19 protein-coding genes are annotated in these 22,263 nt (G+C 47.5%); 14 read left to right on the plus strand and 5 right to left on the minus strand.

Annotated features, from left to right (window positions below; translation table 11 throughout):
* Positions 1-14: 14 nt before the first annotated feature.
* The 3 genes from pfkA to KHO06_RS15670 all read right to left on the minus strand — a co-directional run bounded on the left by pfkA (position 15) and on the right by KHO06_RS15670 (position 2,804).
* Entirely contained in the window at positions 15-977 is a 963-nt protein-coding gene (gene pfkA / locus KHO06_RS15660) for a 6-phosphofructokinase (protein WP_005425040.1), read from the minus strand.
* A 285-nt stretch (positions 978-1,262) separates the two neighbouring features.
* Positions 1,263-2,171, minus strand: a complete 909-nt coding sequence (fieF, locus tag KHO06_RS15665; protein WP_005425026.1) for a CDF family cation-efflux transporter FieF — start codon at positions 2,169-2,171, stop codon at positions 1,263-1,265.
* Positions 2,172-2,294: 123 nt separating this feature from the next.
* A complete protein-coding gene (locus tag KHO06_RS15670) occupies positions 2,295-2,804 on the minus strand; it encodes a CpxP family protein (RefSeq protein WP_038892525.1) in 510 nt (169 codons plus the stop codon).
* Between the two features lie 190 nt (positions 2,805-2,994).
* Here KHO06_RS15670 and KHO06_RS15675 point away from each other — a divergent pair, with 190 nt between their 5' ends.
* From KHO06_RS15675 to trmL, 4 genes are all read left to right on the plus strand, one after another.
* Positions 2,995-3,684 (plus strand): response regulator, encoded by a 690-nt coding sequence (locus KHO06_RS15675; RefSeq protein WP_012126504.1) that lies wholly within the window; start codon positions 2,995-2,997, stop codon positions 3,682-3,684.
* Positions 3,684-5,087: an envelope stress sensor histidine kinase CpxA gene (gene cpxA / locus KHO06_RS15680; RefSeq protein WP_212581852.1), complete on the plus strand. Its 1,404-nt coding sequence runs from the start codon at positions 3,684-3,686 to the stop codon at positions 5,085-5,087. Before KHO06_RS15675 ends, cpxA begins: the two co-directional genes overlap by 1 nt.
* A gap of 72 nt (positions 5,088-5,159) precedes the next feature.
* The gene (locus KHO06_RS15685; RefSeq protein ID WP_050914782.1) at positions 5,160-5,768 is read left to right on the plus strand and encodes a superoxide dismutase; all 609 of its coding nucleotides are present in this window, start codon (positions 5,160-5,162) and stop codon (positions 5,766-5,768) included.
* A gap of 133 nt (positions 5,769-5,901) precedes the next feature.
* Positions 5,902-6,381 carry a tRNA (uridine(34)/cytosine(34)/5-carboxymethylaminomethyluridine(34)-2'-O)-methyltransferase TrmL gene (gene trmL / locus KHO06_RS15690; protein WP_005428753.1) on the plus strand — a complete coding sequence of 160 codons (480 nt, stop codon included), beginning with the start codon at positions 5,902-5,904 and terminating at the stop codon, positions 6,379-6,381.
* Between the two features lie 66 nt (positions 6,382-6,447).
* On the opposite strand, the gene KHO06_RS15695 is transcribed toward trmL, so the two are convergent.
* The gene (locus tag KHO06_RS15695; RefSeq protein ID WP_005428762.1) at positions 6,448-6,966 is read right to left on the minus strand and encodes an FxsA family protein; all 519 of its coding nucleotides are present in this window, start codon (positions 6,964-6,966) and stop codon (positions 6,448-6,450) included.
* Positions 6,967-7,390: 424 nt separating this feature from the next.
* Here KHO06_RS15695 and aspA point away from each other — a divergent pair, with 424 nt between their 5' ends.
* The 10 genes from aspA (at position 7,391) to KHO06_RS15745 (ending at position 18,691) form a co-directional block, all read left to right on the plus strand.
* Positions 7,391-8,842: an aspartate ammonia-lyase gene (gene aspA / locus KHO06_RS15700; RefSeq protein ID WP_005428778.1), complete on the plus strand. Its 1,452-nt coding sequence runs from the start codon at positions 7,391-7,393 to the stop codon at positions 8,840-8,842.
* 176 nt (positions 8,843-9,018) lie between these two features.
* A complete protein-coding gene (locus tag KHO06_RS15705) occupies positions 9,019-10,326 on the plus strand; it encodes an anaerobic C4-dicarboxylate transporter (protein WP_005428800.1) in 1,308 nt (435 codons plus the stop codon).
* A 161-nt stretch (positions 10,327-10,487) separates the two neighbouring features.
* Positions 10,488-12,323 carry a protein-disulfide reductase DsbD gene (locus tag KHO06_RS15710; RefSeq protein WP_182053418.1) on the plus strand — a complete coding sequence of 612 codons (1,836 nt, stop codon included), beginning with the start codon at positions 10,488-10,490 and terminating at the stop codon, positions 12,321-12,323.
* A 195-nt stretch (positions 12,324-12,518) separates the two neighbouring features.
* Positions 12,519-13,154: a response regulator transcription factor gene (locus KHO06_RS15715; RefSeq protein WP_005448275.1), complete on the plus strand. Its 636-nt coding sequence runs from the start codon at positions 12,519-12,521 to the stop codon at positions 13,152-13,154.
* A gap of 129 nt (positions 13,155-13,283) precedes the next feature.
* Entirely contained in the window at positions 13,284-13,910 is a 627-nt protein-coding gene (locus KHO06_RS15720; RefSeq protein WP_005428797.1) for a MarC family protein, read from the plus strand.
* A gap of 200 nt (positions 13,911-14,110) precedes the next feature.
* Positions 14,111-14,374, plus strand: coding sequence for a DUF4212 domain-containing protein (locus KHO06_RS15725; protein WP_005530890.1), 264 nt, complete (start codon positions 14,111-14,113; stop codon positions 14,372-14,374).
* A gap of 12 nt (positions 14,375-14,386) precedes the next feature.
* Positions 14,387-16,114 carry a sodium:solute symporter family protein gene (locus KHO06_RS15730; protein WP_045370314.1) on the plus strand — a complete coding sequence of 576 codons (1,728 nt, stop codon included), beginning with the start codon at positions 14,387-14,389 and terminating at the stop codon, positions 16,112-16,114.
* A 94-nt stretch (positions 16,115-16,208) separates the two neighbouring features.
* On the plus strand, positions 16,209-16,694 hold the full coding sequence (locus KHO06_RS15735) for a hypothetical protein (protein WP_038892512.1): 486 nt from the start codon (positions 16,209-16,211) through the stop codon (positions 16,692-16,694).
* Between the two features lie 214 nt (positions 16,695-16,908).
* Positions 16,909-17,289: a hypothetical protein gene (locus KHO06_RS15740; protein ID WP_005530885.1), complete on the plus strand. Its 381-nt coding sequence runs from the start codon at positions 16,909-16,911 to the stop codon at positions 17,287-17,289.
* A 16-nt stretch (positions 17,290-17,305) separates the two neighbouring features.
* On the plus strand, positions 17,306-18,691 hold the full coding sequence (locus KHO06_RS15745; protein ID WP_212581853.1) for a class II fumarate hydratase: 1,386 nt from the start codon (positions 17,306-17,308) through the stop codon (positions 18,689-18,691).
* A gap of 54 nt (positions 18,692-18,745) precedes the next feature.
* Here the strand turns inward: KHO06_RS15745 and KHO06_RS15750 are convergent, their stop codons facing one another.
* The gene (locus KHO06_RS15750) at positions 18,746-22,177 is read right to left on the minus strand and encodes a hybrid sensor histidine kinase/response regulator (protein WP_045419010.1); all 3,432 of its coding nucleotides are present in this window, start codon (positions 22,175-22,177) and stop codon (positions 18,746-18,748) included.
* Positions 22,178-22,263 lie beyond the last annotated feature (86 nt).

Below are 22,263 nucleotides of genomic sequence, written 5' to 3' on the forward strand. Positions count from 1 at the left end.
TTTATCAAGCGAGCTTAGAATAGCTCTTCAGCAACTTGGTATAGGTCGTTGCGTACTGGACGCTTCATGTTCTCGATTGCATCGATGATGTCGTGGTGAACCAGTTGCTCTTTCACGATACCAACACAACGGCCACCATGGCCTTCCATTAGTAGGTGAACGGCGTAGTTACCCATGCGAGATGCTAGAACACGGTCGAATGCTGTTGGACGACCACCACGCTGGATGTGGCCAAGAACCGTTGCGCGAGTTTCACGACCTGTCGCCGCTTCAATCTCTTTCGCTAGTTCGTTTGCATCCATCATCAGCTCAGTTAGCGCGATGATTGCGTGTTTCTTACCTTTCGAGATGCCATCTTGAATGTTGCTGATTAGCTTCTCTTTATCTAGGCCTGTTTCTGGAGTAATGATGTACTCACAGCCACCTGCGATTGCAGACATCAGAGTCAAGTCACCACAGTGACGACCCATGATTTCTACGATAGAAATACGCTGGTGAGAAGAAGACGTGTCGCGTAGACGGTCGATTGCATCGATAACTGTGTTTAGCGCTGTTAGGTAACCGATTGTGTAATCTGTACCTGCGATGTCGTTATCGATTGTGCCTGGTAGACCGATACATGGGTAACCCATTTCAGTCAGTTTCTTAGCACCCATGTAAGAACCGTCACCACCGATAACAACTAGTGCATCGATACCGTGTTTTTTCAGGTTCTCAATCGCTTGTTCGCGTACTTCCACTTCCTTGAATTCAGGGAAGCGAGCAGAGCCTAGGAATGTACCACCTTTGTTGATCACATCTGAAACGCTAGAACGATCTAGCTTCTCGATGCGGCCTTCGTATAGACCTAGGTAGCCATCGTAAACACCGTAAACTTCCAATCCCTCAGATAGTGCTGTACGAACTACGCCGCGTACTGCAGCGTTCATACCAGGTGCGTCACCGCCACTTGTTAAAACACCGATCTTCTTAATCATGCTCACCCTCGATCTTTGGCAATCAATTTATTTAATTTTCTTCTAGGCCCCTTGTTACCAAGCAACCTGCATAATCCAGAACTGTGCGTTATGTTACATTTCCTCTACAGGAATACCAATGAAAACACACTTTTTTATGTAACTTTTCTACTTATGTAAGAGTATTACAGTTTCTCTTTGCAACTTCGTTGATTCACATCAGGATCACGATTCTTAATAAGTAGTGATGGAAAGATAGCCAATAAGCGCCTGTTTGTCGTCAGACACCGTCTGATTTTTCGACCGCTACCAATCTTGCGCCTTCTGCTCTTTCTCTGGCCCAAACACAACCGACAATGGATCTTGGTGGATCAATACGTCCGCCTCAGGGAAAAGAGCCAGCAAATTGTCTTCTACTTTATCGGCAATATGATGTGCTTCGATCAAACGTAAATTGTCATCTAATTCTAGGTGTAACTGGATAAAACGCGTTGGACCAGACATACGCGTACGCAACTGATGCACACCTAATACCCCATTCACTTTCAAGCACTCTGAGCGGATTTGTTCTAGTTCTTCATCAGGCAATTTTCTGTCTAACAAGGTCTGAATCGCTTCGCTGACCATCTTGAAAGCGCTGTACAAAATAAAGATACCAATACCAATCGCGAAAACAGCATCGGCTTGAGTGACACCAAAGTAGCTTAGACCCAATGCCACCATAATGGCGCCATTCATATACAAGTCAGTTTGGTAATGCAGCGAGTCGGCGGCGATCGCCTGACTGCCCGTGACGCGCACGACATGCTTTTGGAACATCACAAGTCCAAAGGTCACCACCATAGCGAATAGAGAGACGTAAACACCGAGCTCTGGAGCGTTGAGTTCATGTGGACGGAAGAAGCGTTCGATACCATTAAGAATCAAGAACACGGCAGAACCCGAGATAAACATGGCTTGCGCCAAGGCCGCTAAAGACTCTGCTTTACCGTGACCAAATGTATGCTCTCTGTCGGCAGGTTGTAAGGAATAGCGCACCACAATAAGGTTTACTACCGAAGCCGCGATATCCAGCATCGAGTCGATTAAGGATGCAAGTAGACTGACCGAGCCAGTGACCCACCAAGTGATGACTTTAACAATCAAAAGAAGTGTCGCGACAATAGTAGCCGTCCAAGCAGCCGTCGTGACTAAACGTGCGTATTGCTGTTTCATAATCAAATAGTTAACTCAAACCTTGTTTTGAGTATACCTTGAGAATCATGTAATGAGTATGAAATCGCCAAGATCAAAAAGAGGCAGCACTCTGGCTACCTCTTTCATTTGATTTATTAGTAATTAGCTTTCGTGATGCTTTTTCATGCGTTTTTGCATCTTCTCACCACACTCTTGATGGCGCTCTTTCTGTAGCTCAACGTATTTTGTTTTTTGCTCAGGAGTCAGAACACTCAGCATTTGGTGCTTCTTCTCTAACATCGCAACGCGGCGTTCTGTCTGTTTCTCAACCATCTCTTTTGCTAGGTCATTCGCTGCGGCTTCATCAAAGTTATCAGCCAATAGTAGCGCTTGAACTTTTTCTTGATGCGCTTGGCGCTCTGCCATGCGAGCTTCATGACCGTCTGCGAATTTCGCTTTCATTGCCGCTTTGTTCGCTTGACGCATTTCTTTTAGTTGGTCTTTTTGTGCATCCGTTAGGTCTAGTTGACGCATAATGCCACGATCCATACCTTTACCGCAGTCGCCATGGCCACCTTTGTGGTCTTTACCGCCGAACGCGAATGCACTCGCTGTACCTAGAGTTAGAGGTAAAACAACAGCCGCTAGTACTAATTTCTTTGCAGTTTTCATAATGAGATTCCTTACACAGGTTAGTGATTCTTCTGAGCTGTTCTCACAGCGCTTGAGTGTAGAATACGACCTGCTAGGTAAAGCGACGTATAGAGAGCGTAAAGAATCGTAAAGAGTGATTTTTACACTCATCGTTGCTCATCATTAGCATGTAATATTAAAGCGACCAGATTGATAAACAGGAACTGAAATGGCGAAGATTCTTTTGATTGATGACGACACCGAACTAACCAGCTTACTGAAAGAAGTGCTGAGCTTTGAAGGTTTTGACGTCACGGAAGCAAATGATGGCGAAGCTGGCCTAGCAGCTATAAATAGCGAGATCGATCTTATCTTGCTCGACGTCATGATGCCGAAACTCAATGGAATGGAAACCCTAAAGCGCCTGCGAGAAAACTGGGAAACGCCAGTCCTTATGCTAACGGCGAAAGGCGAAGAGATAGACCGCGTTATCGGCCTAGAGCTTGGCGCCGATGATTATCTACCTAAACCATTTAGTGACCGCGAATTACTGGCGCGCATCCGTGCGATTTTGCGTCGTACCAGCAGCACTCAAAAGAGCAGCAAAAACAGCGACTGCATTGAGTACCAAGAAATCAAACTCTACCCAGGTAAGCAAGAAGCCTATTGCGACAATGCTTTAATGGACTTAACCACCACAGAGTTCGCCCTTCTAACCCACTTTGTGCAAAACCCAGGGCAAGTGTTGACCAAAGAAGCACTGAGTCTCGATGTACTTGGCAAGCGCTTGGCCGCTTTTGACCGTGCGATCGATATGCACGTATCTAACCTACGTAAGAAACTGCCAGATCAAAGCAACGGTAAACCGCGCATTAAAACCTTACGTGGGCGTGGCTACATGTTGATTGAGGAGGATTAATGCGCCCGTCACGCTTCAAACTGCCGAAGATTAATAGCTTGTATGGACGCATCTTTGCCATCTTTTGGTTCACCATGTTTTTGGTTCTGATGGCGGTGCTGTCATTACCGCATTTGGATCCACGTAAAGCTCGCGACATTCCGAAAGAACATTATCAGCGCATGCTTGAAATACGTGACGGTATTGAGAAGAAATACCGCAAGCAAGATAACCTGGGTAAGATCTTGTTCAGCCTCGAAGGGCAACGACGCAGTAAACATGATCCGCGTCCGCGCATCTTCTTTTCCGATCACGAAGGGAATGTGCTGAGCACCTCGAGCCACAAAGACTTTAAGCTTCGTGCACTGCAAAACTTTGTCACCAGCATTGAAGATCAATCACAGCCGAAACAAAAACTCTACGGTCGCTACATGATTGCAGGCCCTGTGCCGATCAACATCGCCAATTCTGACCTGTTGATGTACGTCGGCTTTAAATGGAATGAACCGCCACCGATCATGCTGCGTCTGTTCGACCACCCATTGCAATTGCTCCTCGCCGTCATGTTGGTAAGTACACCACTATTGTTATGGTTAGCATGGGCATTGAGCCAACCAGCTCGACGATTGGAAACCGCGGCACAGCGTGTGGCCAAAGGTGAGTTTGTTATCGACCCGAACCTAGAAAAAGGCACAACGGAGTTTCGCCAAGCGGGTACCAGCTTTAACCAAATGGTTGAAGCGGTGAATCAGATGATTTCTGGTCAGCAACGTTTGCTTTCAGACATCTCACACGAGCTGCGATCACCTCTGACTCGTCTGCGCATGGCAAGTGCTCTAGCAACTCGTAAGCAAGGTGAAAGCCCAGAGCTAACTCGTATTGATACCGAAGCTCAGCGTTTAGAACAGATGATCGCTGAACTGCTTGAACTATCACGTATGCAAGTAAACAGTCATATGGCGCGTGAGACTCAGCCCATTGCCAGTCTGTGGGAAGAGATCATCAAAGACGCGCAGTTTGAAGCCGAACAAATGGGTAAAACGCTTAGCTACTCAGCTTTACCTGATCGCAGTATCTCGGGGAACCCTAAACTGTTGATGAGCGCGGTAGAGAACATCATCCGCAACGCGATTTACTATGGTAAAGACGAAGTGAAGATCGACATTCAGGATTCATTTGACACTCTCAGCATTGTGGTCGATGACAATGGTGAAGGCGTACCTGACGAAGAGCTCGAAGCGATTTTCCGTCCTTTCTATCGGGTATCGACCGCACGCGATCGCCACTCAGGAGGCACAGGCTTAGGCTTAACCATTACCGAAAGTGCTATCCGCCAGCACAGTGGCGTGATCATCGCAAGTCGCAGTCCATTGGGTGGTTTACGTGTCACCATCACCCTGCCATTGATCGGCGCGGGCAAATAACCCCACAAAGATCAAAGTTGATAATGATTTTCATTAACATTAAAGTAAATCCTCCATTTAGGAGGATTTACAATGGCGCATATTTTCCCAGAGCTTCCATACCGCTACGACGCGTTAGAGCCGTACATCGATGCGAAAACCATGGAAGTTCACTACAGCAAACATCATAAGACTTATTACGATAAATTTATGGCTGCCATTCAAGGCAGTGGTCTCGAGACTCAGGCCCTCGATGACATCTTCGCTTGCATTTCTCGACACAGCCCAGCAATTCGCAACAACGGTGGCGGCTATTACAACCACATCATTTACTGGAACTGCATGTCACCCAATGGTGGCGGTGAACCTCAAGGTGCTCTAGCACAAGCCATCAACGATAAGTTTGGCAATTTCCAGACATTCAAAGACGAGTTCGCACAAGCAGCTATCAATACTTTTGGCTCTGGCTTCGCTTGGCTAATCGTAAAAGATAGTGAGATTCACATTACCTCCACCAGCAACCAAGACAACCCATTAATGGATGTAGCCGTCCAACAAGGTGAGCCTATCCTAGCATTGGATGTATGGGAGCACGCTTACTACATCAGCTACCAAAACCGTCGTCCTGAATACATCGACGCATGGTGGAATGTGGTCAACTGGCGAGCGGTAGAAGAGAGCTATGCTCGCGCATTAGGTTAACTCTCTTTCTCGAGCGGGCGACAAGGTTCACCAAAATGCTCTCTTCTATACCCAGTCATTGTGCTGAATCTCGCTTCTCATGGTGACTTGGGTATATACTGCTCGCCTGTTTTGACCAATCTAATTCAATACCATGTTTGATATCGCTCTATACGAACCAGAAATCGCGCCGAACACCGGCAACATCATTCGCCTGTGTGCTAACTGTGGTGCGAATCTCCACCTGATTGAGCCACTCGGTTTTGATCTAGAAGAGAAGAAAGTCCGCCGCGCAGGTTTGGATTACCACGACTTGGCTCGCGTGACGCGTCATAAAGATTATCAAGCATTCTTGGAATACTTAGAGAAAGAGAAACAAGGCAACTACCGCCTATTTGCATGCACGACCAAAACAACAGGTCATCATGTAGATGCGAAGTACCAAGAAGGTGACGTGCTAATGTTTGGTCCAGAAACGCGTGGCTTACCAGCAGAAGTGATTGAAAGTTTGCCAATGGAGCAACGTATCCGTATTCCAATGATGCCAGACGCTCGTAGCCTAAACCTATCTAACGCTGTTGCTATCATTGCGTTTGAAGCGTGGCGTCAAATGGGTTTTGAAGGCGCAATGTAAGCGCAGCAAACTACAGATATCAAAAAGGGCGCTATATGCGCCCTTTTGTTTTTCTTACTGAGTGAATCAGTTGAGCTTGTTACGATCATCGTCGTCTTTGCGCTCGTACTCACCTTCAAAGGTGTTGCCGTTATCCGATTGAGAATCAAATGGGTCACGACGGAACGGGTCCTGCTCAAATGGACCTTGATTTGAGTAATTAGCGTGGAAGCCGCCACCGTTCATGGTCTTCACTACCATCTTACTCATTAAGTATTTCGCAATCGCAGCTCGTGGGGCAGGCAGTAGCACTAACATGCCTAATGCATCGGTCATGAAGCCTGGCGTTAATAGCAACACACCAGCAACTGCCAGCATTACGCCTTCAAAAATTTGCTGAGCCGGAATTTCACCTTGCTCTAAACGACCTTGCACTGACATCAAGGTCTGGATGCCTTGGCTGCGTACCAAAGACGCGCCGACAAATGCCGTGATCAATACCAAAGCAATCGTAGGCCAGAGACCTAAAAAGCCCCCCACCTGAATAAATAGGCCGATTTCGATGATCGGGACGAAAATAAACGCCAATAATAAGATAGGAAACACATGCCCTCCTTTGTTCAATTCAGTGTAATGGCAAAAGCCTACTAAGCTCAAACGAATCGTTGTAAAAAAGCGTGTTCACACTTAGGAGAATCCACTGATGCAAAATTGCCCTTTGAACAAAGGTGCATATATAAAAATGGGTCGTTGAAAAGTGCTAATTTCGCACTCTTAAAATCCATGTTTGTCGAGGAAAAACACCTACCACCAAAGGGTTATTAATATCCCATTCATACTTTGCAAATTATTGACGCATTAAAAGCGAAAAAGGTGATCAAGTTACTATTTTTATGCGCTAGGTGCAGTATGATGTGCCACATAAGTCAGGACGGTTTTCCCAGCCAAAAACTCTGATGAACGGATTCTAGATTGCAGAAATGGCTAATAAATAACTTAAATATCAGAATTATTATCTAAGGATCCTGTTATGGCTACACTATCTGATGCTCCAAAGACAGCAAACCAAGCCACTCGTATTGAAGAAGATCTATTAGGCCAACGTCATGTCCCTGCAGATGCTTACTACGGCATCCACACACTTCGCGCTATCGAAAACTTCAACATTTCAAGCACTACCATCTCTGACGTACCTGAATTTGTACGCGGCATGGTAATGACTAAGAAAGCCGCAGCACTAGCAAACAAAGAGCTAGGCGCAATTCCAAAAGACGTTGCTAACTACATCCTAGAAGCGTGTGATTTGATCCTTGAAACAGGTAAGTGCATGGATCAGTTCCCTTCGGACGTATTCCAAGGCGGTGCAGGCACGTCAGTGAACATGAACACTAACGAAGTTATCGCGAACGTTGCACTTGAACTGATGGGCAAAGAAAAAGGCCAATATGAGTTCATCAACCCGAACGATCACGTTAACAAGAGCCAATCAACAAACTGTGCGTACCCAACGGGCTTCCGTATCGCGGTTTACAACAGTGTTCATCAGTTGATGGAAGCGATCGAATACCTAAAAGGCGCATTCGAGCTTAAAGCACAAGAATTCAAAGACGTGTTGAAGATGGGTCGTACTCAGCTTCAAGACGCGGTTCCTATGACTGTAGGTCAAGAGTTCCACGCATGGGCAGTAACGCTAAACGAAGAAATTCGTGCCCTAGACTACACGTCTAAGCTACTACTAGAAATCAACCTAGGTGCAACAGCAATCGGTACTGGTCTAAACGCACCAACAGGTTACCAAGCGCTAGCAGTGAAACACCTAGCAGAAGTAACTGGCGTTGAAGTGGTTGCAGCAGAAGACCTAATCGAAGCGACTTCTGACTGTGGCGCGTACGTAATGACACACGGTGCGCTGAAACGTCTAGCGGTGAAACTATCGAAGATCTGTAACGACCTTCGTCTACTTTCTTCTGGTCCACGTGCAGGCCTTAACGAACTGAACCTACCAGAAATGCAAGCAGGCTCTTCAATCATGCCAGCTAAAGTAAACCCAGTTATCCCAGAAGTAGTAAACCAAGTTTGCTTCAAAGTTCTAGGTAACGACAACACGGTTTCTTTCGCAGCAGAAGGCGGCCAGCTACAGCTTAACGTAATGGAACCAGTTATCGCACAAAGCGTGTTTGAGTCTATCTCTCTACTACACAACGCGTGTGTGAACCTGCGTGACAAATGTATCGATGGCATCACTGTGAACAAAGAAGTTTGCGAAAACTACGTTTACAACTCTATCGGTATCGTAACTTACCTAAACCCATACATCGGTCACCACGAAGGCGATATCGTTGGTAAGATATGTGCTGAAACAGGTAAGAGCGTACGTGATGTGGTTCTAGAACGCGGTTTATTAACTGCTGAAGAGCTAGATGACATCTTATCGGTTGAAAACTTCATGCATCCGACTTATAAAGCGAAACGCTACGAGTAATCGCTGGTGAAAGGGGTCCCAAACGGGGCCCTTTTTTAGGCTCTGATACGGTTAACCACAATTTTTATGCGCTTTTTATTGCCGTAAGCCGATCGGGTTCTGATTTTCTGAACATTTACCCCTGTTCCTGAGTGTTCAAAAAATCAGAATCATTAAAAACTAAAAGAGGTATCAATATGGTAATGGTCGAACTCTTCGTGGTTCTGCTCTTCATTTATTTGGGAGCAAGAATCGGTGGTATCGGCATTGGTTTTGCCGGTGGTGCTGGGGTAATTGCATTGTCTTTAATCCTAGGCGTACCGACAAGCCAGTCTTTCATCCCTGTCGATGTAATACTGATCATCATGTCTGTAATTACTGCTATCGCTGCAATGCAGGTAGCGGGTGGTTTGGACTGGATGGTTCAGGTTGCGGAAGACTTTTTGCGTAAACATCCCGAACGCATCACCTTTTACGCACCTATCGTGACATTCCTAATGACACTACTTGCGGGTACAGGTCACACAGCATTCTCTACTTTGCCAGTTATTGCAGAAGTAGCGAAAGGCCAAGGTGTTCGTCCTTCTCGTCCACTGTCTATCGCGGTAGTTGCCTCGCAAATCGCTATCACAGCGTCGCCTATCTCAGCGGCTGTTGTGGCGTTTGCAGCAATGTTGCACCCATTTGGCGTTGATTACCTAACGCTACTAGCGGTATGTATCCCAACTACCTTTATCGCTTGTATGATCGGTGCGTTTGTTGCGAACTTCATGGGTAGCGAGCTGAAAGACGATCCTGAATACCAAGACCGTCTAGCAAAAGGCCTTATTAAGCTAAACACAGAATCGAAACGCGAAATCCTACCAACAGCGAAGAAAGCAACTTTCATCTTCCTAGGCGCAATCGCATTCGTAGTGTGTTACGCAGCAGCAATCTCTGGCTCTGTTGGCCTTATCGAGAACCCTGCTCTAGGTCGTAACGAAGCAATCATGACGGTAATGCTAGCAGCAGCGGCAGCTATCGTAATGAGCTGTAAAATCGATGCAGGCAAAATCCCAGCAGCAGCAACATTCCGCTCTGGTATGACAGCGTGTGTGTGTGTTCTTGGTGTGGCATGGCTAGGCTCTACGTTCGTTAACGCGCACGTTGATGGCATCAAAGAAGTGGCTGGCGCTCTACTAGCAGACTACCCATGGATGCTAGCTCTTGTTCTATTCTTCGCTTCAATGCTGCTTTACTCGCAGGGTGCAACCACTGTTGCGCTTATGCCAGCAGCACTAGCAATCGGCGTGGCACCACTTACCGCAGTTGCGTCTTTCGCAGCAGTAAGTGCGCTATTCGTACTGCCAACTTACCCAACGCTTCTAGCAGCGGTTGAGATGGACGACACGGGTTCAACTCGTATCGGTAAGTACGTATTCAACCACCCATTCTTTGTTCCAGGTGTAGCAACCATCGCTTCAGCGGTTGCACTTGGCTTTGCATTCGGTGGTCTACTGATCTAGTAGAAATAGAGTCTTACTCGGGGAGCTTCGGCTCCCTTTTTTATTGCCTGAGGCTCACGTTTTTGCTTAACAAATCTTCACTTCCATGAAACTTATTGGCTAGCCAGCGGGTCTGATTGAGTTACACTAACGGCAATTATCTAAGATGAATTGAACCTTTTATGCGTGCATTACTCTCCGTCTTACTCTTAGGGCTTATTACTTTTTCTGCGCCGTCCATGGCCTTGTTTGGTAACGACCAGTTTGGTAATAACCAAAACAACGCTTTTGGCAGCAGCAACGATTCTTTTGTGCCTGTCGATCAGGCTTTCCCGTTCAACTACTACCAGCAAGACGGCAAACTGATGCTCGATTGGCAGGTACGTGATGGTTACTACCTGTATCAAGAACGTTTGTCAGTCGCGGGCGAGAAGGTGTCGCTAGGCGAACTGCAAATGGAAGAAGGCACGCCGCATAAAGATGAATTCTTTGGTGATGTGCATATCTACACTCAGCCTTTGTTCGTCAACGTACCAATGCATGATTGGCAAGACGGTGCACGCGTGGTGGTGCAATACCAAGGCTGTGCCAAAGCAGGCTTCTGTTACCCACCAGAAACTCGCGTGATTCCTATCAGTGCGTTTACTTCATCGAACTCAGATTCAACAGCGGCGACAACTGCACCAAAAGCAGAGCAAGCACCAACAGTAACGCCACCAGCGGCACAATCATCTACGTCTAGCAATACATTATCGGCGCCAGTAACACAGCAAGATAGCCTTGCCGCCAACTTAGCAGATAACTGGTGGACGCCATTATTGTTCCTAGCACTTGGTGTGGGCTTGGCGTTTACGCCATGTGTCCTGCCTATGTACCCGATCCTGACTAGCATCGTGCTTGGCAGTGGCAAACTAAGCCAACGCCGTGCGCTAGGCTTGTCGTTTGTTTATGTGCAAGGCATGGCGCTGACTTACACCCTACTCGGTCTTGTCGTCGCGTCTGCGGGCATGCAGTTCCAAGCAGCGATGCAACACCCTTATGTGCTGATTGGTTTGAGTGTGCTGTTCGTAGCACTCGCACTGTCTATGTTTGGCGTTTATAACCTGCAATTGCCAAGCGGCGTGCAAACGTGGTTAAACAACCTCAGCAACAAACAACAAGGCGGCAGCAGCGCAGGCGTATTCGCCATGGGTGCGATTTCAGGTCTGGTGTGCTCACCATGTACCACTGCACCTCTGTCTGGTGCGCTACTTTACGTTGCACAAAGTGGTGACTTGCTGACGGGTGGTATCGCGCTTTACGCACTGGCAATGGGTATGGGTATTCCATTGATTCTTGTTGCTGTATTCGGCAACAAACTTCTGCCAAAAGCAGGCGGTTGGATGGATCGCGTTAAGACGCTGTTCGGCTTCATTCTTTTGGCTGCGCCTATCTTCTTACTTGAGCGCATCATGCCAGAAATGTGGGCAACGGCATTGTGGTCTGCACTGGGCATCGCGGCTTTTGGTTGGCTATACCACATCAAAAACAGTCTAGAGTTTGGTGGCTGGAAACAAAGCGCTGTGGGTATCATCGCAGTACTAGGTCTGTTTGCTTCTGCTCAACCAGCGTTGAATTACTGGTTTGGTGGCAACACCACTACACAAACTCAGCAAGCAACAGTGAGTTTTACTCGTATTGCTAACGTGGCAGAGCTTGAGGCTGCACTTGCTCAAGCGAAGCAAGCTGGCAAACCAGTAATGCTGGATTTCTACGCAGACTGGTGTGTGGCATGTAAAGAGTTTGAGAAGTACACCTTCCATGACCCAAGCGTCGAAGCCAAACTGCAAGACTTCATTCTTCTGCAAGCGGACGTAACCAAGAACCAAGTGCAAGACATCGAGCTGCTTAAGCATATGAATGTACTTGGTTTACCAACGATTGAGTTCTGGGATGCCAATGGCGAACACGTTTCAAACGCTCGTTTGACGGGCTTTATGCAAGCCGAGCCTTTCTTAGAGCATATTAATCGATTCTGATTATGAATCATTCAAACGCCAGTGATTGTTCACTGGCGTTTTTTGTTGTTCCAATAAAACCGCGAAAGTTGCGTTTATATGCAATTTTTCTAATAAAAGTCGATTTAGTTCAGACTTTTAGCGGATAAATATTGTCCACCTTCTTAAAGGTGGACAATAATTCCATTAACTAAATAGTCAAAAGTGTTTAACGTCATGGATTCGACCTACACCATTATCATCGCTGATGATCACCCCCTGTTCCGCAATGCCTTGTTCCAATCGGTACACATGGCAGTGAGTGGTGCCAACCTACTCGAAGCGGATACGCTGGATGCTCTACTCGCGTTGCTGGAAAAAGAAGAAGAGCCAGATTTGGTGTTGTTAGATCTCAAGATGCCAGGCGCAAATGGCATGTCGGGGTTGATTCACCTTCGTGCTGAATACCCAGATATCCCAGTGGTGGTGGTATCTGCCAGCGAAGAAGCAAGCGTGGTCACACAAGTGAAAAGCCACGGTGCGTTCGGCTTTATTCCAAAATCGAGCGACATGCGTGAGCTAGTCAATGCCCTTAACCAAGTCCTTAATGGCGACCCATACTTCCCAGAAGGCTTGATCACCAATAACGCAGCTTGTAATGACTTGGCAGAAAAAATTGCCGCACTTACCCCTCAGCAATACAAAGTGTTGGGCATGCTTTCCGATGGCTTACTCAACAAACAAATCGCTTACGAGCTCAATGTCTCAGAGGCCACCATCAAAGCCCACATGACGGCAATTTTCCGCAAACTGGGCGTAAAGAATCGAACTCAAGCCGTCATCCTACTGCAGCAAATGGAACCCGAGCAGTAATGTGTTAGTAAATATATCTAATTCACATTTATATGACGCAAAAAGAACAACAAACGTTAAAATAATAAGGCTGCACCACGCAGCCTTTTTCATCCCTCTGTTAAACCGCTAACTCTGGGAGGTCATACTTTGCTAAGTATTCTCGTCACTCAATTCGTCGTTCTCTGGGCTGTCATTGACCCGATTGGTTCAGTACCCGTTTACCTATCACAAACTCAGCACCTCACGGCAAAACAGCGTCGTCTCGTTGCGTTAAAAGCCATTGCCATTTCGATGGGTGTATTGCTGTTCTTTCTTATTGCCGGTCAGTTGTTACTGGAAGCAATGCAAATCCCATTACCTGCTTTTCAAGCCGCTGGTGGTTTAGTGCTATTGCTGTTTGCACTGTCGATGATCTTTGGTGAGAGCAAACCAGAACAAGAACAAAAGCTGGGTGAAGAAGTCAGCCACTCTGATCTTGCTGACTTAGCCGTTTACCCTCTTGCTATCCCTTCGATTGCGTCACCGGGAGCAATGATGGCCATCGTGATGCTCACCGATAACAACCGCTACTCTTTTGTCGACCAGGCGATGACCGCAGGCGTCATGATGGCAGTCCTTCTGGTTACCCTCTTCTTGTTACTGGGTGCAAACACAATTCAAAAAGTGATTGGTAACGTTGGCGCAGCCATCATCAGCCGCGTGATGGGGCTTATCCTTGCTGCCGTTGCACTGAATAATTTGCTGCTTGGTATAAAAGATTTCTATGTTAATTGATAAAACTCTTAGACCTTTGGCTAATTTAACATCAAATTAACATCACACTTTTATCTCCACCTCCTCTCAAACGCCCTAAAAATGGGCGTTTTTGCTTTTTAGCGTCCCGACTAAAGTTGAAAAGAGTTCTTGCCACCACCTTGCTAAGGTTCATGTTGAAACATTTTTTTAACAACAATACCAATCGTAAGGAGACGGCAATGGCATTTGAAAGCGAAGAAAGAGCCAAAGCCTACTGGGACAAAAACGTGAAGCTCATGATTACCCTGATGGTCATCTGGTTCGTGGTGTCTTTCGGCTGCGGCATTTTATTTGTCGACGAACTCAATCAATTTCAATTAGGTGGATACAAACTCGGATTCTGGTTTGCTCAGCAAGGCTCCATCTATGCCTTCCTAGGTATTATTTTCTACTACGCGTGGAAGATGCGCCAAATCGACCGTGAATTCGGCGTAGATGAGTAAGGAGTAACTCAGATGGATTTGAAAACTATTACCTATCTAGTGGTTGGCGCGACATTCGTCCTCTACATCGGTATTGCAATTTGGGCACGTGCGGGCTCAACCAAAGAATTCTATGTAGCAGGTGGCGGTGTCAACCCGATCGCTAACGGCATGGCGACCGCAGCAGACTGGATGTCAGCAGCATCGTTCATCTCTATGGCGGGCTTGATTGCCTTCATGGGTTACGGCGGCTCGGTATTCCTAATGGGCTGGACAGGCGGTTACGTACTGCTTGCACTCCTGCTTGCCCCATACCTACGTAAGTTCGGTAAGTTTACTGTGCCAGAGTTCGTAGGTGAGCGTTTCTACTCTAACGCAGCGCGTATCGTAGCGGTTGTGTGTCTTATCATCGCATCGGTGACTTACGTTATCGGTCAGATGAAAGGCGTGGGCGTGGCGTTTGGTCGTTTCCTAGAAGTGGATTACTCAACGGGTCTACTGATCGGTATGTGTATCGTATTCATGTACGCGGTTATGGGCGGTATGAAAGGCATTACCTACACGCAGATTGCTCAATATTGCGTACTCATTTTAGCTTACACTATTCCTGCAATATTTATCTCTCTGCAACTAACAGGTCACCCACTACCACAGATCGGTCTGGGTAGTACCATCCAAGGCACCGATGTCTATCTGCTCGATAGGCTCGACCAAGTGGTCACCGAGCTCGGCTTTAGTGAATACACCACCCAAGTTCGTGGCGACACACTAAACATGTTTGTGTACACCATGTCACTGATGATCGGTACTGCGGGTCTACCACACGTAATCATCCGTTTCTTTACTGTACCTAAGGTTCGTGATGCTCGAACATCAGCCGGTTGGGCACTTGTTTTCATCGCTATCCTTTACACAACAGCACCTGCAGTATCTGCAATGGCGCGTCTAAACCTAATGGATACCGTTAACCCAGCTCCTGGTCAGCACCTTGCTTACGATGAGCGTCCTGACTGGTTCAAGAACTGGGAGAAAACAGGTCTACTAGGCTTTGATGACAAGAATGGCGATGGTCTGATTGAGTACACGTCAAACCCAGCAACCAACGAGCTGAAAGTTGACCGTGACATCATGGTATTGGCAAATCCAGAGATTGCTAAGCTACCTAACTGGGTAATCGCACTTGTCGCAGCAGGTGGTCTAGCGGCAGCGCTATCGACGGCGGCAGGTCTACTACTGGCTATCTCATCCGCAATATCCCATGACTTAATCAAAGGTGTGATAAATCCGAACATATCCGAGAAGAAAGAGCTACTCGCGAGTCGAATCTCCATGGCAGTCGCCATTGCAGTCGCCGGTTACTTAGGCTTGAATCCGCCAGGGTTTGCCGCCGGTACGGTAGCCCTCGCCTTCGGTCTGGCAGCATCTTCCATCTTCCCTGCGTTGATGATGGGTATCTTCAGTAAGAGCATCAACAAAGAAGGCGCAATCGCAGGTATGATTGCTGGTATCAGTATCACGCTATTCTACGTGTTCCAGCATAAAGGCATCTTGTTTGTATCTGACTGGACTTACCTACAAAGCTGGGGTCAGAACTGGTTCCTAGGCATCGAGCCAAACGCATTTGGTGCAATTGGTGCGGTATTTAACTTTGTTGTGGCATTCGCTGTATCAAGAGTAACAGCAGAAACACCACAAGAAGTAAAAGACCTTGTCGAGCACGTACGTGTACCAGCAGGTGCTGGCGGTGCGGTAGACCACTAAAATATAACCCAAACCACAAAAGCCCCGCTTGGGGCTTTTTTATTCGCTAGATTAGGTTAATTTAACCTTATGACGTTGTAGCAAGGAAGCCAACATGTTCAAAAACAAGCACTTTATTATCGCTCTGTTGATCGCCCCAATTCTGTCTTTGATCGCTTATTTCGGTACAGACATGGCTCTGAGTGAAAAGCCTCATGCCGCTAAAGAAGGGGAAAGCTACAAGCTGATCAGCAAATCGAATTGCCGTTATACCAGTGGCTTGTGTGATATGGAGAACGGCGACTTTAAAGTGAAGTTTCGCTCAGAAAAGCTGACGCAAGATAGCTTAGAGTTGTCTTTGCATGCGGCTTATCCACTGGAAGGGGTGAAGCTTTCAGTGGTGGATAACCAAGAGCAAAACGCGCAGCCAGTCGATATGACGCCAGCGGGTCAAGACGGGCAGAACTGGATCATCACTTTACCTAAGCCAGCATCGGCAGACAGTTGGCTACGTGTTGCGATTCAATCGGAAGGCACACTTTATTACGGTGAAACGCAAACAGCGTTTGTGAAATACGAGACCTTGTTTACAGAGCAGTAAGTTTATCGGCCTCTGAACAAGCATTGCTGTTTGAGATCGCCCTATCTCGCGAAAAATACCGAGCTCAGTTGTAGGGGTTGAGCTCATATACTTCAGCCGATACTGAGTCCGAGTATCGGCTTTTTTTTGTTGTGTTATTTCCTTAAAAAAGCTGTGGTTGCTAATCAACAATTTATTGATAATAATTATCATTATCTAGATTATCGAGGTAACTATGGACAGCAGCCAAGCCATCTACAATGCATTTTTTAAAGCGCAAGACCGATTCCTACACGTGTATGCGCCAAGCGGTTTCGAACCCGATGTGATTCATGATTACGTCCATTGGGGAATGGTGCTGTCATCCATCTACGATCACGATGCAGAGCACCAGAACCTGTTGCTGTGTGAGCTGTATTTGCGCCGAGTCTACTTCCATCTACTGGATGCCATTCAAGACCCAACCCGTAGCCGCATCTTCCGCCGAGTCTGCCTCGATTCTATTCACACACCGTTACTTTGCCTCAAACGTTACTACTACCAATTTGAGGATGGCGACGTGAAATTTCTCTCATTACAACAACAATTACGTCTGATACAGACGCCTCTCGATTAAACAAAAGGAACCTACCATGACCACGGAATTCCGTATCGAAGCGGACAGCATGGGCGAAGTCAAAGTCCCTGCCAACGCTTTGTATCAAGCCCAAACTCAACGCGCTGTCGATAACTTCGCTTTTAGCAAACACACCATGCCGACTGGCTTTATCCAAGCACTCGCCCACATCAAACAAACCGCTGCGCTCACCAATGCCCAACTTGGCTTGCTAGAAGGTGATATTGCCAATGCCATCGCCGATGCTGCGCAAGCCATCATTGATGGTAAACACCTCGACCAATTCCCTATCGATGTATTCCAAACCGGCTCAGGCACCAGCTCAAACATGAATGCCAACGAAGTGATTGCAACATTGGCGTCTGAGCACCTAGGCGGAACGGTCAATCCAAATGATCACGTCAACATGGGTCAAAGCAGTAACGACGTAGTGCCTACTGCGATTCAAGTCAGCTCTGCAATTGCGATTGAAAAACAGCTACTGCCTGCATTGTCTCACTTAAGTGAAACACTAGAGACTAAGCAGCAAGCACTGAAAGATGTGGTGAAAACAGGTCGCACGCACCTTATGGATGCGATGCCAATTACCTTCGCCCAAGAGCTTGGTGGTTGGCAGTTCCAAATTGAACATGCTAAGCAAGCCATTGAGCAAACACTACCAGCAGTGAAAGCGTTAGCCCAAGGTGGAACAGCGGTAGGGACAGGGATCAATGCCGATCCGCGCTTTGCTGATCTCTTTGCGGATAACCTAGCGCAATCAACGCGCATCGAGTTTGCTTCAAGCAAAAACTTCTTTTTCAATCTCAGTAGTCAGGATGCGATCGTTGCCCTATCGGGACAGCTCAAAACAGCAGCAGTAGCGATCATGAAGATCGCAAACGATCTTCGCTGGATGAACTCAGGTCCACTCGCAGGCTTGGGTGAAATCGAACTGCAAGGTTTGCAACCGGGCTCTTCTATCATGCCAGGCAAAGTGAACCCAGTGATTCCAGAAGCAGCTGCTATGGCGTCTGCACAAGTGATTGGTAACGACGCGACCATTACCGTTGCCGGTCAATCGGGTAACTTCCAGCTAAACGTGATGCTGCCAGTGATTACGCACAATGTACTAGAAAGCATTGAACTGTTATCGAACAGCGCCGTTGCTTTGGCAGACAAAGCCATCGCGACGTTTGAAGTGCGCCAAGACAACCTTGATGTGGCATTGGCGAAGAACCCGATTCTGGTCACCGCACTTAACCCCGTGATTGGCTACCTAAAAGCAGCCGAAGTAGCGAAGAAAGCCTACAAACAAGGTCGCGCTATCATTGATGTCGCAGAAGAAGAAACAGACTTGGATCGTGCAACATTAGAAAGACTGCTCGATCCAGCCAAACTGACTCAAGGCGGGGTGGCAGAATAAGCTACTGACCAATTCCCCCTTTAAAGCAAAAGACCTCCAATCGGAGGTCTTTTTCTAGGCGACTCGGTTGAGTACTGAACGCAGCTTCAAAGGTTTCACCGGTTTGGCAATAAAACTGAATCCATTAGCTTTAATGCCTTCCATCATGTCATCGGTTCGATCGGCACTGATGATCACCCCTTCAAAGCGGTCCCCAAGACGCAAACGACATTGCTGCAACACTTCCAATCCCGTTCGACCATTATCTAAACGGTAATCGGAGAAAATCACATCCGGCAGCCAGTCGTCTTCCAATGTTTTAAGACTCTCGACAATATCAGTCGCAATGCGAATGTCGCAGCCCCAGCGCGAGAGTAAGTTTTCCATCCCAACAAGAATATCCGGCTCGTTATCAACACATAGGACACGAATATGGCTTAAATCGGATTGTGCACTCTTCACCGCTTTGACCGCCGGAATGTGCACCTTCTCTGCCTTATCTAAGGTAATCGAGAACACACTGCCTTTACCGAACCAAGAACGCATGGATATTTCATGCCCCAGCACTTGAGCAATACCTTTCGAAATAGCCAAACCTAACCCCAAACCTTGGTCTGAACGGACTTGAGTACCGCGATTAAATTCTTCGAAGATCTCTTGTTGCTTCTCTTCTTCGATGCCCATGCCGTTATCCCACACATCGATACGCACTCGGCCTTGTACGCGACGCACACCAAGCGCCACTTTACCACTCGGGCTATAACGGAATGCATTGGTAAGGAAGTTCTGTACCACACGGCGTAGCAATTTCGGATCGGATTTCACCATCAAAGACGATGGGATCATGGTGAACTCAATGCCTTGTTGTTTCGCCAGCGCACTGAATTCTGCATTCAAGTTTGCCAATACATCATTAACCGCGAAACCATGCACATTGACGTCCAGCTTGCCCGATTCCAAACGTGAAATATCCAGCAAGTCACCAATCAAATCTTCCGCCGCCCCCAACGCACTCTCAATGTGGGTCGATAGCTTTTGGGTTTCACTGTCTTTGGCCACTTCCGACAACGAAGAAGCAAACAGGCGCGCGGCATTCAGCGGCTGCATCAAGTCATGACTTACAGCGGCTAAGAAGCGCGACTTAGACTGCGACTCATGTTCAGAACGTTGCGTCGCTGCCACTAGTTGTTTGTTCAGTTGTTCCAACTCACGAGTACGGGCACGAACGCGTTCCTCTAGTGTCTCATTGGCGTCTTTCAGAGCTTGCTCCGCATCGCGGAACACGGTGATATCGGTAAAGCTCATAACGAAACCGCCACCGGGCATTGGGTTACCTTGCACTTCAATTACGCGACCGTCAGGACGCACACGAGAAGAAGTATGTCGCGTGCCTTGCTCAAGGTGATAAACACGGCGACGAACGTGGTCTTCAGGGTCACCCGGACCACATAAACCTTGCTCAGCATTATGGCGAATCACATCTGCAATCGGACGCCCGACCTGAATCAACCCCGGCGGGAAGACAAACAACTCCAGATAACGTTGGTTCCACGCCACCAGCCTTAATTGCTTGTCGACCACTGCGATGCCTTGTCCAATGTGTTCAATCGCCCCTTGCAGTAAGCCACGACTGAAATCGTACAGTTCTGAAGCTTCATCAACGATGGTCGCCACTTCCTCAAGCTGCATGTTTCTGCCTTGTAAAGCAGAAGTAAGTACTAACTTAGCTGAAGAAGCACCAAACACACCGGCAAGTACACGTTCGGTGTGTCGAATTAAGGTAGAGGGGGCTTGTTGATTGGGAAGCAGCTCTTCGCGTTGCTGACTCCAATAGGTTTGGAAGGCAGATTTCACTCGCGTGCGGCCGACAAATCGTGACGCTAACATCTCCAGCTCACTGACGGTCACACGGCTCTGATACAAGCTGATGTTTTCACTTTCAGGCAACGGCGTACCAACGAATGAAGCCGATTGTAAGCGTTCACTTATGCTTGGGCGCGTAGCTAGCGATACCGCAACAAAACAGGCAGCATTCGCCACCACGCTGAGGATCATGCCCCAGTCAGAAACGGCAATATCAAAGCCTGCCAATAAATCTGGTGGCGTGATCAGCCAAATCAGCAAGTTGTTGGTTGCATCGCCCGCCAGCATGTCGGTTTGGCTCATCAAAGTAATCAACCAAATGGTGAAACCCACCAGCAAACCGACATACACGCCTTTCTTGTTGCCCTGACGCCAGTACATACCGCCAAGCAGAGACGGGGCGAACTGGGTAATCGCAGCAAACGAGAGAAAACCTATCGCAGAGAGTGAGTGGATACTATCTAAAGCCTGATAAAAGCCCCATGCACCAATCAAAAGAAGTAGAATAAGTCCGCGACGTATACGTAATAACAGCGTAGAAAAATGGTGATGATTACGCTTTGATAACTTCATCCGACGCAGAATCAGCGGCATCACCAAATCGTTCGATACCATGATCGCTAAGGCAATGGTCGAGACGATAACCATGCCGCTTGCCGCGGAAGTACCGCCCAAAAATGCCAGCAAGGCGATGTCATTCGCGCCCACCGCCATCGGCACACTGATCACGTACGTATCGGCAGGGCTGCCACTCAATAGGCTTTGCCCTACCCACGCGATTGGCAGGACGAAAATGCCCATCAGAATCAGGTACAGTGGGAACAACCAACGCGCAACGTGCAAGTCTTGCGCGCGTTCATTCTCGACCACCATGGTGTGGAACTGACGTGGCAAGCAGACAATCGCCAGCATGGTCAGAATGGTATGAATCAACAAAGTCGGAATGTTGGGTGACTCGTACGTTTCAGCCGCAATATCAGCGAGATGGAAGCTCTCGGTATCCATCGCAAGCCAAACAATAAACACGCCCACCACTAAAAACGCCACCAGCTTGAGTACTGATTCAAACGCAATTGCCATCATCATGCCGCGGTGATGTTCAGTGTTATCGATATGACGCGTACCAAACAACATGGTGAAGATCGCCATCGCCCCCACTACAAACCAAGACACACTGTAGTTTTGATAACTGAGATCAGATGCTAAATCTGGCGCGATGATCTCCAACCCCATAGTGATGCCACGCAGTTGCAAAGCGATGTACGGAAGAATGCCTGCCACCGCAATTAAGGTGACAACCACCGCCAAACCTTGCGACTTGCCATAGCGGGCGGCAATGAAATCGGCAATCGAGGTGATGTGCTCGCGCTTGGCAATCAAGATCAGCCGAGCCAGGACGCGCCAGCCGATGGTAAACACGATGATCGGCGCAATATAGATGGGTAAGAAGGACCAAGGGTTGTTGCTCGCCTGTCCGACCGTGCCGTAAAAGGTCCACGATGTACAGTACACTGCAATCGACAAACTGTAGATCCATGGTCGCCAACGCGCTAACCATCTCTTTTGTTTGTCACCGTACCAAGCGATTAAAAACAGGATTCCCAAATACGCCAAAGAAACGGGAATCACTAGCCATCCTTGCATCCGATATCCTTTCTTACTTTTCTTGCCTTTCTTGCTGTTTTTAAAGCAAGGAATAAAAAAACCTCTCCATAAGGGAGAGGTTTCAT

Source organism: Vibrio sp. B1FIG11 (assembly GCF_905175335.1).
GTDB classification, from domain to species: domain Bacteria; phylum Pseudomonadota; class Gammaproteobacteria; order Enterobacterales; family Vibrionaceae; genus Vibrio; species Vibrio campbellii.

Excerpts from the sequence above, each read along its gene's own strand:
- KHO06_RS15710 (WP_182053418.1), top strand. The coding sequence starts at position 10,488 with ATGCGTGCATTACTCTCCGTCTTACTCTTAGGGCTTATTACTTTTTCT.
- KHO06_RS15740 (WP_005530885.1), top strand. The coding sequence starts at position 16,909 with ATGGACAGCAGCCAAGCCATCTACAATGCATTTTTTAAAGCGCAAGAC.
- KHO06_RS15705 (WP_005428800.1), top strand. The coding sequence starts at position 9,019 with ATGGTAATGGTCGAACTCTTCGTGGTTCTGCTCTTCATTTATTTGGGA.
- aspA (WP_005428778.1), top strand. The coding sequence starts at position 7,391 with ATGGCTACACTATCTGATGCTCCAAAGACAGCAAACCAAGCCACTCGT.
- KHO06_RS15670 (WP_038892525.1), bottom strand. The coding sequence starts at position 2,804 with ATGAAAACTGCAAAGAAATTAGTACTAGCGGCTGTTGTTTTACCTCTA.
- KHO06_RS15745 (WP_212581853.1), top strand. The coding sequence starts at position 17,306 with ATGACCACGGAATTCCGTATCGAAGCGGACAGCATGGGCGAAGTCAAA.
- pfkA (WP_005425040.1), bottom strand. The coding sequence starts at position 977 with ATGATTAAGAAGATCGGTGTTTTAACAAGTGGCGGTGACGCACCTGGT.
- KHO06_RS15730 (WP_045370314.1), top strand. The coding sequence starts at position 14,387 with ATGGATTTGAAAACTATTACCTATCTAGTGGTTGGCGCGACATTCGTC.
- KHO06_RS15725 (WP_005530890.1), top strand. The coding sequence starts at position 14,111 with ATGGCATTTGAAAGCGAAGAAAGAGCCAAAGCCTACTGGGACAAAAAC.
- KHO06_RS15735 (WP_038892512.1), top strand. The coding sequence starts at position 16,209 with ATGTTCAAAAACAAGCACTTTATTATCGCTCTGTTGATCGCCCCAATT.
- trmL (WP_005428753.1), top strand. The coding sequence starts at position 5,902 with ATGTTTGATATCGCTCTATACGAACCAGAAATCGCGCCGAACACCGGC.
- KHO06_RS15750 (WP_045419010.1), bottom strand. The coding sequence starts at position 22,177 with ATGCAAGGATGGCTAGTGATTCCCGTTTCTTTGGCGTATTTGGGAATC.
- KHO06_RS15685 (WP_050914782.1), top strand. The coding sequence starts at position 5,160 with ATGGCGCATATTTTCCCAGAGCTTCCATACCGCTACGACGCGTTAGAG.
- cpxA (WP_212581852.1), top strand. The coding sequence starts at position 3,684 with ATGCGCCCGTCACGCTTCAAACTGCCGAAGATTAATAGCTTGTATGGA.
- KHO06_RS15715 (WP_005448275.1), top strand. The coding sequence starts at position 12,519 with ATGGATTCGACCTACACCATTATCATCGCTGATGATCACCCCCTGTTC.
- fieF (WP_005425026.1), bottom strand. The coding sequence starts at position 2,171 with ATGAAACAGCAATACGCACGTTTAGTCACGACGGCTGCTTGGACGGCT.
- KHO06_RS15675 (WP_012126504.1), top strand. The coding sequence starts at position 2,995 with ATGGCGAAGATTCTTTTGATTGATGACGACACCGAACTAACCAGCTTA.